At 68.6% G+C, this 14,023-nt stretch carries 11 protein-coding genes and 1 pseudogene; 6 read left to right on the plus strand and 6 right to left on the minus strand.

Annotated features, from left to right (window positions below; all coding sequences use genetic code 11):
- The first annotated feature begins 117 nt into the window (after positions 1-117).
- Positions 118-1,137 (plus strand): sugar ABC transporter substrate-binding protein, encoded by a 1,020-nt coding sequence (locus tag ABT186_RS02755; RefSeq protein ID WP_351923284.1) that lies wholly within the window; start codon positions 118-120, stop codon positions 1,135-1,137.
- Between the two features lie 72 nt (positions 1,138-1,209).
- Positions 1,210-1,723, plus strand: a pseudogene (locus ABT186_RS02760) (5-deoxy-glucuronate isomerase); the annotation flags it as partial.
- A gap of 156 nt (positions 1,724-1,879) precedes the next feature.
- Here the strand turns inward: ABT186_RS02760 and ABT186_RS02765 are convergent.
- The 4 genes from ABT186_RS02765 to ABT186_RS02780 form a co-directional block, all read right to left on the minus strand.
- Positions 1,880-2,302 carry a low temperature requirement protein A gene (locus ABT186_RS02765; RefSeq protein WP_351237291.1) on the minus strand — a complete coding sequence of 141 codons (423 nt, stop codon included), beginning with the start codon at positions 2,300-2,302 and terminating at the stop codon, positions 1,880-1,882.
- Between the two features lie 122 nt (positions 2,303-2,424).
- Entirely contained in the window at positions 2,425-3,204 is a 780-nt protein-coding gene (locus ABT186_RS02770; protein WP_351237293.1) for a carbohydrate ABC transporter permease, read from the minus strand.
- A 50-nt stretch (positions 3,205-3,254) separates the two neighbouring features.
- A complete protein-coding gene (locus ABT186_RS02775) occupies positions 3,255-4,181 on the minus strand; it encodes a carbohydrate ABC transporter permease (protein WP_351237289.1) in 927 nt (308 codons plus the stop codon).
- A 178-nt stretch (positions 4,182-4,359) separates the two neighbouring features.
- Entirely contained in the window at positions 4,360-5,637 is a 1,278-nt protein-coding gene (locus tag ABT186_RS02780; RefSeq protein WP_351923286.1) for an extracellular solute-binding protein, read from the minus strand.
- Positions 5,638-5,975: 338 nt separating this feature from the next.
- On the opposite strand from ABT186_RS02780, the gene ABT186_RS02785 reads away from it, so the two are divergent.
- Positions 5,976-6,728, plus strand: a complete 753-nt coding sequence (locus ABT186_RS02785) for a DeoR/GlpR family DNA-binding transcription regulator (protein WP_351923287.1) — start codon at positions 5,976-5,978, stop codon at positions 6,726-6,728.
- Positions 6,725-8,086, plus strand: coding sequence for a 6-phospho-beta-glucosidase (locus tag ABT186_RS02790; protein ID WP_351923289.1), 1,362 nt, complete (start codon positions 6,725-6,727; stop codon positions 8,084-8,086). Before ABT186_RS02785 ends, ABT186_RS02790 begins: the two co-directional genes overlap by 4 nt.
- A 538-nt stretch (positions 8,087-8,624) precedes the next feature.
- Here ABT186_RS02790 and ABT186_RS02795 read toward each other — a convergent pair.
- Positions 8,625-10,070, minus strand: coding sequence for an amino acid permease (locus tag ABT186_RS02795; RefSeq protein WP_351233796.1), 1,446 nt, complete (start codon positions 10,068-10,070; stop codon positions 8,625-8,627).
- A gap of 650 nt (positions 10,071-10,720) precedes the next feature.
- On the opposite strand from ABT186_RS02795, the gene ABT186_RS02800 reads away from it, so the two are divergent.
- Together ABT186_RS02800 and ABT186_RS02805 are read left to right on the plus strand one after the other, a co-directional pair.
- The gene (locus tag ABT186_RS02800) at positions 10,721-11,452 is read left to right on the plus strand and encodes a FadR/GntR family transcriptional regulator (protein ID WP_351923392.1); all 732 of its coding nucleotides are present in this window, start codon (positions 10,721-10,723) and stop codon (positions 11,450-11,452) included.
- Positions 11,453-11,529: 77 nt separating this feature from the next.
- On the plus strand, positions 11,530-12,999 hold the full coding sequence (locus ABT186_RS02805; protein ID WP_351923291.1) for an APC family permease: 1,470 nt from the start codon (positions 11,530-11,532) through the stop codon (positions 12,997-12,999).
- A gap of 58 nt (positions 13,000-13,057) precedes the next feature.
- On the opposite strand, the gene ABT186_RS02810 is transcribed toward ABT186_RS02805, so the two are convergent.
- Positions 13,058-14,017, minus strand: a complete 960-nt coding sequence (locus tag ABT186_RS02810) for a hypothetical protein (protein ID WP_351233790.1) — start codon at positions 14,015-14,017, stop codon at positions 13,058-13,060.
- Positions 14,018-14,023 lie beyond the last annotated feature (6 nt).

The following is a 14,023-nucleotide window of genomic DNA, read 5'->3' on the forward strand; positions in this document are numbered from 1 at the left end:
ACTCCTTCCGGAGTGCGCCCCGACGGGGGCCGTCGCGTCCGCCTCTGCCCACCCGGCGGTCGGGCGGCGGCCGGTGATCCATACTCCCTCCCAGTTGCACAGTGAGGTGCACGCAGCATGAATCACACGTCTCTCCCCCGTTCCCGCCGACTCCTTCCCGTCGTGGCCGTCGCCGCCGCGGCCGCCCTGACCCTCGCGGGATGTTCCAGCAGCTCCGGCGGCAAGAAGGCCGAGGAGAGCGCGGTCGGCGCATCCGCAGGCAAGGCCAACACGCCCCGTATGACAGTAGCGATGGTCACCCACGCGCCTTCCGGGGACACCTTCTGGGACACCATCCGCAAGGGCGCCGAGGCCGCCGCCGCCAAGGACAACATCAAGCTGATCTACTCCAACGACGAGAACGCTGCCAACCAGGCCAACCTCGTACAGAACGCCATCGACCAGAAGGTCGACGGCATCGCCGTCACCCTGGCCAAGCCGGACGCCCTGAAGGACGTGGTCGCCAAGGCGGAGAAGGCCGGCATCCCTGTCGTCGGCCTCAACGCGGGCCTGAGCGTCTGGAAACAGCAGGGCCTGCTGTCGTTCTTCGGACAGGACGAGGCCGTTTCCGGCCAGGCACTCGGCACCAAGATCAACGGCACCGGCACCAAGCACGCCCTCTGCGTGATCCAGGCCCAGGGAGACGTCAACCTCGAAGAGCGCTGCGCCGGCGTGAAGAAGACCTTCAGCGGCAAGACGGACATCCTCTATGTCAACGGCACCGACATGCCGTCCGTGAAGTCCACCATCACCGCCAAGCTCAAGCAGGACTCCTCCATCGACGAGGTGGTCACCCTCGGAGCCCCGATCGCGCTGACCGCCGTGCAGTCGGTGTCCGAGACCGGCAGCAAGGCGAAGCTCGCCACCTTCGATCTGAACAAGGACCTGGTCTCCGCCATCCAGAAGGGCACCATCCAGTTTGCGGTCGACCAGCAGCCCTACCTGCAGGGCTACCTCGCCGTCGACTCCCTGTGGCTCTACAAGAACAACGGTAACTACAGCGGCGGCGGCGAGGCTCCCGTGCTGACCGGTCCCGCGTTCGTGGACAAGTCCAACGTCGACAGCGTCGCCGCGTTCGCCGCGAAGGGCACCCGGTGATGAGCATGACCCAGCACGCCGAACCGGCGGTGGGCACACCGCCGGCCTCCGGCGGCCGGGCTCGCCGGCTCCGTGTTCGAGATCGATGGCACCTACGGCCTCCTGGTCACGCCCCAGTCGGCGGGCTGGGAATACTCCGGCCTCAGGATCCTGACCCTGAAGCCGGGTGAGGCGCACACCCTGTCCACCGGGGAGTCCGAGTTCCCGGTCCTGCCGCTGACCCGGTGGCTGCACCGTCACCGTCGACGGACAGAGCTTCGAACTCGGCGGCCGGACGGGCGTGTTCGCCTCGGTGACCGACTTCGCCCACCTGCCCCGCGAGTCGCAGGCCCTGACCGGCAGTGTGTTCGGTGGGAGGTTCGCACTGCCCTCCGCCCGTACCGAGCGGAGCTCACTCTCCGCTCGGTACGGGCCCCAGCAGAACGTCCCCGTCGAACTGCGCGGCACCGGGAACTGCTCCCGCCAGGTCAACAACTACTGCCCGCCCGGCACCTTCGAGGCAGAGCACCTCCTGGTGTGCGAGGTCCTCACCCCCGGCGGCAACTGGTCCTCCCACCCGCCGCACAAGCACGACCAGGCCCGGCCGCACGGCTGGCGGCCGTCTGGACCAGGGTGGCCGTACCGATCATGGCTGCGAACCCGGCCAGGTAGACGACCGCCAGGAGGCCCCAGGTCAGTACACGGTCACCGGCGGACAGGGCGGCGCTCGAGACGAGGACAACCGCACAGACGGCCGTCCCGGTCACGAACAACCGGCTGGGGCGGTGGAACTCGGGGCTGCTCGCCGCGCGGCGAGCAGCCAGAGCACCGCCAGCACAGCGGACAACACCCCGGCGTCGACGGCGAACGCAGCTCCGCGCGCGCCGCCGGCCTCGGGGATGAACGCGCCCAGTGGGACGAGTACCAGGATCTGCAGCAGGAACATGATCCGGCCGCGGGCGTCGTCGTAACCGTGCAGTTCATGGTGGAGGCTGCCGTTGAGCCAGGCGATCCACACCAGCGCGAACACTGCGGCGAACTCGACCAGCCCGCGCCAGTTCAGGTGCACGGCCCAATGGTGGGCGGCCTGGGCGACCAGCACGACCACGACCAGGTCGTAGAAGAGTTCGAGCGGCCCACCACCCGCTCGTGCGGCTGTTCGCCGTGGGTGCGCGGCGGCTGCCACATCTGGCGGCGCAGCCGCGCCCACTGCTCATGTTTGGCGTCGGCGGACGAGCTCCGAGAGCGCGGCCCTCAGCTTGGCCGCGGCCTCTCCCACGAGCCGAGGACCTGACCTGCTCGCCGCTGTCAGCGCAGAGCCCCCTTGGTGGCGTCGGCGATGAACCCGCGGGCGAAGAAGGTGAACACCAGCACCAGCGGGATGACCGACAGCAGCACCCCGGACATCACCATGCTGTAGTCGGTGGAGTGTCCGGCGTACAGCTGGGCCAGCGCCACCTGGAGGGTGAGGCGGTCCGGGTTGACGAGCATCACCAACGGCAGGATGTAATCGTTCCAGGCGGCGATGAAGGTGTAGATGCCGAGGAACGCCAGGGCCGGTCGGACGCACGGCAGCACCACGTGCCAGTACAGGCGGAAGAACCCTGCGCCCTCGATGCGGGCCGCGTCCAGGAGTTCGTCGGGGACGCCGCTGCTGGTGTACTGACGCATCCAGAAGATGCCGAACGCATTGGCCGCGGCGGGCACGATGAGCGCCTTCAGCGTGCCCAGCCAGCCCAGCTGAGCCATGATCTCGTACTGCGGGATGATCGCCAGCTGGGTCGGCAGGATGTACATCGACAGCAGCAGGCCGAACAGGAACTTCTTGGCCGGGAAGTCGTACTTGGCGAAGGCGAAGGCGGCCAGCGAGTCGAAGAACAACACGAGCACGGTCGTGCAGACCGCCACGATCACCGTGTTGAACAGCGACCCGAAGAAGTCCATCTTGTCGAACAGGTGCTGGATGTTGGTCAGCAGATGGTCGCCGAACCACAGCTTGGGCGGATAGCGGTAGATGTCCTGCGAGCTGTTCGTCGCCATGACGATGATCCAGTAGAACGGGAACACCGAGATCACGACACCGGCCATCAGCACGACATGGACACTGAGCCCCCGCACGCGTTTACGGTTGTGGCTGTTCACGGCCGTCGCTCCTTACGCTGCACCAAGCGCCAGTTGATGACGACGATGAGCAGGATCAGCAGGAAGAAGGCCCAGACGATCGCGGCCCCGTAGCCGAAGTCGTTGTTGTCGAAGGCCTGGTGGTAGAAGTAGAGCAACGTGGTCAGGCCCGCCTGGCCCGGTCCGCCGGAGTTGGGGTTGGTGGCCGCCTCGCTGCCGAAGAGGACCTGTGGTTCGGTGAAGCTCTGCAGACCCGTGACGGTGGAGATCACCACGGTGAACAGGATGATCGGCCGCAGCAGCGGGATCGTGATGGAGAAGAAGATCCGTACCGGGCCTGCCCCGTCGATCCGTGCGGCCTCGTAGACCTCCGAGGGGACCGCCTGCAGGCCGGCGAGGTAGATGATGGCGTTGTAGCCGGTCCATTGCCAGGTCATCAGCGCCGCGATCACCAGCTTGATCGTCCACTCATTGCTCATCCAGGGCACGGCCGACAGGTGCAGGGCCCTCAGGATGGCGTTGATCAGACCGAAGTTGTTGCTGAAGACGGCGCCGAAGAAGATCGCGATGGCCACCAGCGAGGTGATGCTGGGGATGAACAGGGCGATCCGGTAGAAGGCCGTGAGACGTTTGGTGGAGTTCACCAGCACCGCGAGCACCAGGGCGAGGAAGAGCATCGGCACGGTGGACAGCACCCAGATGACAAGGGTGTTGCGCACGGACAGCCAGAACACCGGGTCGTGCCACAGAAAGCGGAACTGCTGGAACCCGACGAACTGCATGTCCCCGATGCCGTCCCACTTCTGGAACGCCAGATACACGGTGTAGAGCACCGGGGAGAGCATGAAGACCGAGAAGAGCAGGTAGTACGGTGAGACGGCCAGGTACTGCGGCCAGTACCTGAGGCCCCGCCGCCATGGCCCGCGCCGGGCCCCGCCCGACACCGGCCGGACCCGACGGCCGTTCCGGCCCGGACCGCGCGGGCGGTCCGGGGCCGGCGGGCCGGCGGGCCCGGTGCCGGATCCGGAGGAGGGCCCGGTGCCGGATCCGGAGGAGGGCCCGGTGCCGGATCCGGGGGACGGTCCGGTGGGGGCCGGGCCGGCTACCGGGCTTGACGACATGTCACTTCACTCCCTGCCGCTGGGCGATCTGCTTGGCCTGGCTGACCGCGTCCTTCCAGGCCTGGTCGGGGTCCTTCCCCTTCGCCTCGATGCTGGTCAGCTCGCTGAAGTAGGGCGCCGAGACCGCCGCGTCGGCCGGGGCCTCGTAGGCCGCGGGGATCTTCTCGGCCGCCGGACCGAAGACGTCGATGGTCTTCTGGCCGCCGAAGAAGACGTCACCGCCGGTCAGCGCCGGCAGCTTGTACGCGGCCGGGGCAGTCGGGAACAGCGCCGCGTCGGTGAAGCCGCGGGCCTGGTTCTCGGGATTGAGGATCCAGGTGATGATCTTGAAGGCAAGCTCGGGATTGCGGCAGGTGGCAGGCAGGGCGAGGAAGGAGCCGCCGAGGTTGGACGGTCCGCCGGGCAGGCTCGCCACCCGCCACATGCCCTTGGTGCCGGGCGCCGCGTTCGTGATGTCCAGCGCGTGCCAGGCGGCGCCGATCTCGGTGCCCAGGGTGCCGCCGCTGATGGCGGCGTTCCAGGTGTTGTCGTTGATCTTGGCGTCGATGCCGAGGGTGTAGGGCTTCACGGCGGTGGTCCAGGCGGTGCGGATATGGTCCTGGTCGCCGATGAACTTGTTGTCCTCGTCGATGAACCGCCGGGTGCCCTGGCCGATCATCATCGTGAAGACCGAGCTGATGTTGTTGATCAGGAAGGTCTTGGGCAGGGCCTTGTGCAGCTCGACGCCGGCCTTGAAGTAGTCGTCCCAGGTGGACAGCTGTGCGGAGACCTTGGCCGGGTCGGTGGGCAGTCCCGCCTTGGCGAAGAGGTCCTCGCGGTAGTACGTGGCGCAGGGGCCGATGTCGATCGGGAAGCCGATGAGCTTGCCGTCCTGGGTCGTGGCCTGCTTCAGCTTCCACGACAGGTACTGCGGGGCCAGCTTGTCCGCACCGACGGTGTTCAGGTCGATGAAGCGGTTGGCGTTGGGCAGGAAGGAGGCGATGTCCTCGCCCTTGATTCCGGTGATGTCGGGCGCGGACTGGGCGGCCCGCAGGCCGGTGAGCAGCTTGGTCTTGAAGTCGCCGCCGACCACGGAGGTCTTGAGGGTGGCGTCGGAGAAGTGCTTCTTGGCGTCCGCCACGACCTTGTCGCTCAGCCCGCCGGACCAGTACCAGAGGGTCAGGTTCTTGCTGTCCTTGCCGGCGCTCGATCCGGAGCCGCCGCCACACGCCGAGGTGGCGCCGGCGGCGGCCGCGGCAAGAACGGCTGCCTGAAGGAATCGTCTGCGGGAAACGTCCACGATCTTCTCCTAGTTTTTCGGCGTGTCCGGCAAGGACCTGTGAGTCGTGGGCTACGGCGGTGGTGGCGGGGGCCGAGTGGCTGAAGAGCATCGGCGTCGTGGTGAGCCCTTCAACCACTCGGGGCTGTGTGACCCGGTCCTCTCAGACGGTGCCGACGCTCATGGCGGCGGAATGCGCCGTTCATCCGCTTCGGCCGACCGGAGTGGGGTCCGGACCTGGCTCCGAATTACGCAAGAGAGTGCACCCGGTGCGCGGGTTTGACAAGACTCAAGCGAGTAACGAGACATTCCTGCGCGACTTTGCTTGAGTTTGGCGAGTTGGCGAGTATGGTCGGCGCATGCTCCCTGACCGAAGACATCAGCTGATCCTCCGCGCCCTGCGCGCGGACGGACCCACCACGGTGGCCTCCCTGGCCGAGAAGGTCGGGGCGAGTCAGGCCACGATCCGGCGCGACCTCGCGCAGTTGGAGGACGAGGGACTGCTCAAGCGCGTCTACGGCGGTGCCGCCCCGGTCGTCGGTGAGGACGATCCGTTCGCCGACGTGGCCACGGTCCGGGTGGAGGCCAAGGACTCCCTTGCCGCCTGGTGCGCGGACCTCGTCAGGGACGGCGAGACCGTGCTGCTCAACATCGGCACCACGGCCCACCGGGTGGCCCGCCATCTGCACGGCCGGTCCCTGACCGTGATCACCAGCAATCTGGCCGTGTACGAGGAGCTTCAGGACGACAAGGACATCCAGTTGATCCTGCTGGGCGGCGTGGTACGGCGCGACTATCGCTCGCTGGTCGGCTTTCTCACCGAGGACAACCTGCGGCAGGTCCACGCCGACCGGCTGTTCCTCGGCACCAGCGGGGTCCGCCCCGACGGACAGGTGCTGGACACCACCGCCGTGGAGGTGCCCGTCAAACGGGCGATGATCGCCGCCAGCGCCCAGGTGGTCCTGGTCGCGGACGCGGGCAAGTTCCCCGGCACAGGGATGGCCCGGGTGTGCGGGCCGGAGGACCTCGATGTCGTGGTGACCAACGCCCCGGCGGACGAGAAGACCTGCAACCGACTGCGAGAGGCGGGAGTGGAGGTGGTCGAGGTATGAGACTCACGATCCTGGGCGGCGGGGGCTTCCGGGTCCCTCTGGTCTACCGGGCGCTGCTGGGCGACCGTGGCGAGGGACGCGTCACCGACGTCACCCTGTACGACCTGGACGCCTCCCGGCTGGCGACCATCCGCAAGGTGCTCGCCGACCAGGCGGCCGGGCACCCCGACGCGCCGGCCGTCACCGCCACCACGGACCTGGACGAGGCGGTCGCCGGAGCCGACTTCGCGTTCTCCGCCATCCGTGTCGGCGGGCTCGCCGGCCGGGCGGCGGACGAGCGCATCGCACTGGAGGAAGGCGTTCTGGGCCAGGAGACCGTCGGCGCGGGCGGCATCTCCTTCGGGCTGCGCACGGTACCGGTGGCGATCGGGATCGCCCGTCGCATCGCCGCCCTGGCGCCCGACGCCTGGGTCATCAACTTCACCAATCCCGCCGGCATGGTCACCGAGGCGATGACCGCCCACCTCGGTGACCGGGTGATCGGGATCTGCGACTCCCCGGTGGGCCTGGGCCGCCGCGCGATCGGGGCGCTCGGCGCCGATCCCGCACGCGTCCGCCTGGACTACGTGGGACTCAACCACCTGGGCTGGCTGCGCGGCCTGTACGCGGACGGCCGGAATCTGCTGCCGTCCCTGTTGGCGGACGAATCCGCGCTGACCTCGTTCGAGGAGGGCAAGCTGTTCGGCGCCGACCTGCTGCGCACGCTCGGCGCGCTGCCCAACGAATACCTGCACTACTACTACTTCAGCCGCGAGTCGGTGCGCTCGGCCGGGGCCGCCACGCAGACCCGGGGCGCCTTCCTCCACTCCCAGCAACAGCGCTTCTACGATTCCCTGGGCGCAGCCGACGGCTCCCCGCCGGAGCCCCGCGCCGCCTGGAACGCCTGGGACGCCACCCGGCTGGAGCGCGAAACGACCTACATGGCCGAGAACCGCGACGCCGTCGGCATGGGCGAACGCGACTCCTGCGACCTGGAGTCCGGCGGCTACGAGCGGGTCGCCCTCGCCCTCATGCGGGCCATTGCCCTGGACGAGCGGGCCACCCTCATCCTCAACGTCCGCAACCGCGGCCGGATCCCCGTCCTCGACGACGACGCCGTCGTCGAGGTCCCCTGCCATGTGGACGCCAACGGCGCCCACCCGATCGCCGGAGCCGCGCTGCCCGAGCACGGCACAGGTCTGGTGTGCTCGGTGAAGGCGGTCGAACGCGCGGTCGTCCGGGCCGCCACCACCGGCGAACGCGCCCACGCGATCCGGGCCCTGACCATCCACCCGCTGATCGACTCCTACACCGTCGCCAAGCGTCTGCTGGACGCCTACCAGCGCCACTTCCCCGAACTCGCCTACCTGGGTCGCTGAGTGACTGAGCGTTCCCAGGCACCCGCTCGTCGTACGGCCCCGTGATCCCGCCGCACGCGCCTGCTGGGCAAGTGCGTCCCGCTCGGCGATGCCCGCCATGGAGTACGGCAACCGCGAGCCTCCCGCGTCAGTGCGGAGCCGTCCCGTCGCGTGTCCCGGGCCCGGACTGCCATGTGGATGGTGGTCCCCATGGTCGGCAAGATTCACCGCCCGACTCAGCCGCTGCACGGTCAACGACCGCCTCACCGAAACGGCTGGCTTCGCCCACGAACCGGCCCGCAAGCCGGCTGCCGCGTGACCGCCGGGAAGCCGCACTTCACCAGGTGAGTGCCGGACCCGGAACAGGTCCGCACCAACCACCATCCCGTGCAGCCGCCGGCACACCCCGGCCTCGTTCGGGTTCCGCAGCCGACGCCGGCACGTCAGGCCCGAACCGAAACCCGGCGGGCGGGGGCGACGACGCGGCGGTGGTGCGGCAGGAGAGCCGCACCACCGCCGTCCGTCCGGGGCTGAGCCACCATCCGGCAGGGCCTGGTCCCTACGACGAGGTGACGGCCTTGTGCGCCCGGCCCAGCCGTTCGCGGACCAGCGCGACGACCACCACGCCCGCGGCCACCAGCGTGGACAGGACCACCTGGTCGCGGCCGCCGCCCGCGGCCGTGTCCGTCAGCATGTAGCCCAGAACGAACGTGATCAGGGCGATGGTGGCCCAGGTCAGATAGGGGTAGAGCCACATCTTGACGATCAGCTTCTCCGGCGCCTCCCGCTGGAGGATCTTGCGCATCCGCAGCTGCGAGAAGCAGATCACCAGCCAGACGAACAGTGCGATCGCGCCGGAGGAGTTGAGCAGGAACTGGAAGACCGTGTCCGGCCAGAGGTAGTTGAAGGCGACGGCGACGAAGCCGAAGACCACCGAGGCCAGGATGGCCGTCCTCGGCACGCCGCGTTCCGTGGTGAGTCCGAAGGAGGCCGGGGCGTCACTGCGCCGGCCGAGGGAGAACGCCATGCGCGACGCGGTGTAGAGGCCCGAGTTGAGACAGGACAGCACGGAGGTCAGCACGATGGCGTTCATGATCTGGGCCGCGTGCGGGATGCCGATGGAGCTCAGCGCGGCGACGTACGAGCCGTCCTTGAGGATCGCCGGGTCGTCCCAGCGCAGCAGCGACACCACGATCAGGATCGAGCCCAGGTAGAACACCGCGATCCGCCAGATCACGCTGTTGGTGGCCTTGGTGACCGCGCCCCGAGGGTCCTCGGACTCGCCGGCCGCCAGCGTGACGATCTCGCTGCCCATGAAGGAGAAGACCACCATCAGGACGCCGGTAAGGATCGCCCCCGGCCCGTGCGGCAGGAATCCGCCGTGCGCGGTCAGATTGGAGAAGCCCGATGCCGGGTGGTCCGAACCGGGCAGCAGGCCGAAGATCGCAAGGGCACCCAGCACGATGAACGCGGCAATGGCGACGACCTTGATGCCGGCGAACCAGAACTCGAACTCGCCGTAGGAGCTGACCGAGACCAGGTTGCTGGCGGTGAGGATGACCATGACGATCAGGGCCCAGCCCCACTGCGGGACCGCCGGGATCCAGCCGGCCAGGATCTTGGCCCCGGCGGTCGCCTCGACGGCAAGCACCACAACCCAGAAGAACCAGTACAGCCAGCCGATGGTGAACCCGGCCCAACGGCCCAGCGCGCGATCCGCATAGGCGGAGAACGAGCCGGACGTGGGGTTGGCCGCGGCCATTTCGCCAAGCATGCGCATGACGAGGACGACGAGGACCCCGACGAGCGCGTAGGAGATGAGAATGCCGGGGCCCGCGGCGGCGATGCCGGAGCCGGAGCCGACGAACAGGCCTGCGCCGATGACACCGCCGATGGCGATCATCGACAGGTGGCGGTTCTTCAATCCGGCTTTCAGGCCGGATCCCGCGGGGGTCTCGGTGCTGGTCACCGGGTCTGTGGCGGAAAGAGGGGGACGTGTTGTCATCTCGACATCCATGGAGGGAGTTCGGACGAGGACATGCACCGGCGGGCTTGGGCGGGGTTGACCGCGCAGGTTCCACCGAAGGGGGACGGGTGTGGAAGTCGGGCGCGTCGCGGGTCGCGATCACGGTCGCCGTGAAGGCATAGTGGGCCTGGCCTCCTGGCCGTGTCTGCGGGAGCAGGCACGGGTCGGTGGCCGAGAGGAAAATAGTTCACCACGATCAGAAAAAACAAGAGGTGTCCGCCGGACGTCTTGTTCGTGGTGCCCGCACGCCGTGAGGGGCGATCCGGCGCCGGGGGCTTTTTTAAGTGTTCACCATGCTCTATTTTCTCGGGCATCGCGGAACTGCTTCTGCCGTTGTGGCTACCGCGCCATCTCCCGTGTTCCGGCCTCCGTGGGAGCCCCTATGCACAAGACCGCGGGGTGGTCACACGAACCACCGATGACCTGGCCTCTGCCGCCCCTCCCCGTCCACTTCGCGCGTCGGCCTCTGAGACCAACGCATGCCTGCTCGTCCGCGGCAGGGCGGAGGCCGGGAAAGCAGCAGGGGCCGCCCGTCGGGGTGAGGGCGAGCCCTGACCCTCGGGCCCACGGCCGGACGGCGACACCACAGGCCGTAACCCCGCCCAGCAGGCCGTTAGGGTGGCGTCGTGGTGAATCCAGCGGGCAAGTTCGGACCCTATAACCAGCCAGGCGCTGCACGGCCGACGCCGGCCGCCGGACTGGGGGACGCCCGTGTCCTGCCCGGCAGGGGCCAGACGGGATCGGAACTCGTCCGCTCAAGGATCGCGCTGAAAGTGCGCCTGAAGTCCGTGTCAGCGGGAGACCGGCTGCCGGACGCCGGCGTTCTTGCCGAGGAACTGGGGATCAGTGAGATCACCGTGCGCCGCGCACTGGAGGGGATGTGCCAGGACGGCCTGCTCGACCGCCGACGAGGCCGGGCGGGCGGAACCTTCGTCGCGCCGGGCTGGGACACGGTCGTCCCTTTGATGCATGACGCCGACGAGGCGGCTTCACTGGACGCCTTCCACCTGCTGCTCGAATGCGGTCTCGTGGCACACGGTGCGGGCGAGGTCCCGGCCGATCAACTCGAAGGACTGCTGGCGCTGGTCGACGAGATGGATCTGGCCGACGATCCGGCACGACTGCTCGAACTGGAGACGCGCTTCCATCTCGACCTTGCGCAGGCTCTCGGCGGGCCCGGAATCCGCGAGCTTGCCGCCGACCTGCTCGGTCGACTGTGCCTGCTGCTGCCCAATCCGACACCCGCGGTCGTACGGGCGCGGAACCGCTGCCACGCCGAACTGCTCACCGAGCTCGGCCGCGGCGCGATGGACCCGGCCGTGCGGGCGGTGAAGGCACACCAGCATGCCCGCCCGAGCTGACGCCCAGCCGCGCAGACCCGAGTGCCGGCGACGCCGCGCACCCCTTGCACCGCAACACTGCAGAAGGAGCCGCCGCCATGACTGACCCCGGAGCCGTCGGCCCGTCGTCGACGTCGGGCCCCGTCGGCGGCACGCCCCAGCGCCTGCGCGGCGGCGTTCTCGGCATGGCGGACATCGCCACCGCCACGATGGCCAACGTCGGCCCGGCCATGAGCTTCTTTTTCGGCTTCGCATTTCTCGCCGTCACCGCGGGTGTCGCGTCCCCGCTGACCATCGTCGCCGCGGGCATCGCGGTGGCGCTGCTGGGCAACACGCTCGCACAGTTCTCCCGTGCGCACCCCTCCGCGGGCAGCTTCATCACCTTCGTGGGCAAGACCTTCGGGCCGGTCAGCGCGGTGACCACGGCATTGCTTGCGGGACTGGGCTACATCATCGCTATGGCCTCCGTCATCGCGATCTCGGGCGGGTTCGTGCAGATCACCCTGCACCACTACACCGGCGTCGAGCTGCCGTGGATCATCTGGACGCTGCTGCTGACCGGTCTGTCGGTGGTGCTGATGCTGCGCGGGGTGGTGGTCTCCACCAAGTGGGCCGGCTACTTCTTCGGCGTGGAGATGCTGGTGCTGGTCGTGGTCTCGGTCGCGGCAATCGTCGAACACCGCGGCCACCTCTCCGCCGACCCCTTCCTGCCCGACCACATCAGCCACGGCCTCAGGGGCCTGGCCGCAGGATTCCCGCTGGCGGTGTATCTGTTCATCGGCTGGGAGAACTCGGCGGCGCTCGCCGAAGAGACGGAGAACCCGCGGCGCAACGTCGGCCGCGCCGTGTTCTTCTCCATCGCGATCATGACGGTGAGCTACGTCCTCTTCTCCTACGCCACGGTGACCGGCTTCGACTACGACGTGGCCAAGTTGGGCCACGCTCGAATCCCCTTCATCGACGTCGCCCACGACACGCTCGGAGCGCTGGCGTTCGTCGCCTACATCGGGGGCCTGACCTCCACCCTCGGCGTGCTGATCGCCGGCATCAACTCCCAGGCCCGCCTGGTGTTCAACGCCGGACGCGAGGGGCTGCTCCCCTCCTTCTTCGGCTACGTGCACCCGACGCGCCGTACACCGACCAACGCGATCGTCACCTTCGCCGCCATCTCACTGCTGATCATCGGAGGCTGGGGCCTGGGCCATCTGCTCGGGCCCCACGGCTCGATGAACCCCGTCGTCTTCTTCACCGAGTCCTCGAGCCTGGGCGCCATCCTGATCCTGCTGGTCTACCTCGCGTCCAACATCGCCCTGCCGCTCTACTACCGCAGATACCGTCCTCAGGAGTTCCGCACGGTCCGCCACCTGCTGCTGCCCGCGATCGGCGCCCTGGCCATCCTGGTTCCTCTCTACTACCTCGCCAAACCCGGACAACCCGCGCCGTACAGCTGGTTCCCCGTAGCAGCGTTGGCCGCCCTGCTCGCTGCCGTCGGCTACGCGACGCTTCTGGTCCGCCGAGACCCCAGCCTGGCCGAACGTGTCGGCTCTGTCGTCGCCGACGCCGAGTGAGCGGGTTGCTCTGGGGCGACCGCAGGACGCGGCCGTCTACCCGGACGTCAGTGGTCATTCATGTACGGTGCCGCAATGTCTCCCACCACTTGAGCAGTTGTTTCTCGGGATCGCCGGTGTACGACCACGGGGCATGCGTGGCCCGTCGGCCCATGATCCGCAGGAGCGGAGCGGCTATGTCTGCGGCGCCCGCGTGACAGGCGGCATGGGCCAGGTAGTTGAGATGTCGCACGTCGGCGGGAGCGACGGTGTTCTCCGAACGGCCCTGGATCCAGCGCTGCCAGGTACGCCGTACGTCACTGACGGCACCATCGTGGTTCCAGTGCTGTCCGAGCCCCACAGCCGTGTACTGGCCCTTCGCACCATCGACGAGCGAGCGGAACTCCTCGACCCGTGCGTATTGCACCAGAACCGGCAAAGCGCAGCCCGGCGGTGCAACCCCGGCCGCATCCCGGGCGAAGTCGTACATGAGGCCGTGGGTGCCGTGCCACCGGGACGAGTAGTAGTGGAGCACCTGGAGATGCCCCTCCACACTGTACGGGTCGCGGATGTACAACTCGTCCCACCAGCGCTCCAGTTCCTGCCGACGCACTCCCGTCGGGTACAGCCGGGCGACGGAGATCAGCGAGATCCATGGCGTCGGGTCGTCCGGATTGGCCTCGGCGGCCTGCAGGCAGGCCAGCACCGCGGTGTCGATGCGGTGCTGGTCGATCGGCATGCCCCGGCCGGCGGCTATGGCGAGGTTGAATGCCCGGGCCACCTCAGTGGCCGCCCGAAGCACCAGTGCGTCGGCGCTGCCGGGCTCAGCAGCGAGCCATGACTCGACGGTCGAACTGCCCGCGCACGCCTGGGCGAGCAACGGTATCCGGTGGCCCCGTGCCCGCCAGTCGGTACCGGTGACCCGCAGCAGGTCTCGCAGGCCCTGCCAACGGCCGATGACGATGTCGTGGCGGGCAGAGGTGAGGGGCGCATCCCCGCAGTCGGGGTCGAAGTCGGGGGTGAAGCGATCCCGCGCCATCAGGAC

It is taken from the genome of Streptomyces sp. NPDC001634 (assembly GCF_040298185.1).
Taxonomy (GTDB): Bacteria; Actinomycetota; Actinomycetes; order Streptomycetales; family Streptomycetaceae; genus Streptomyces.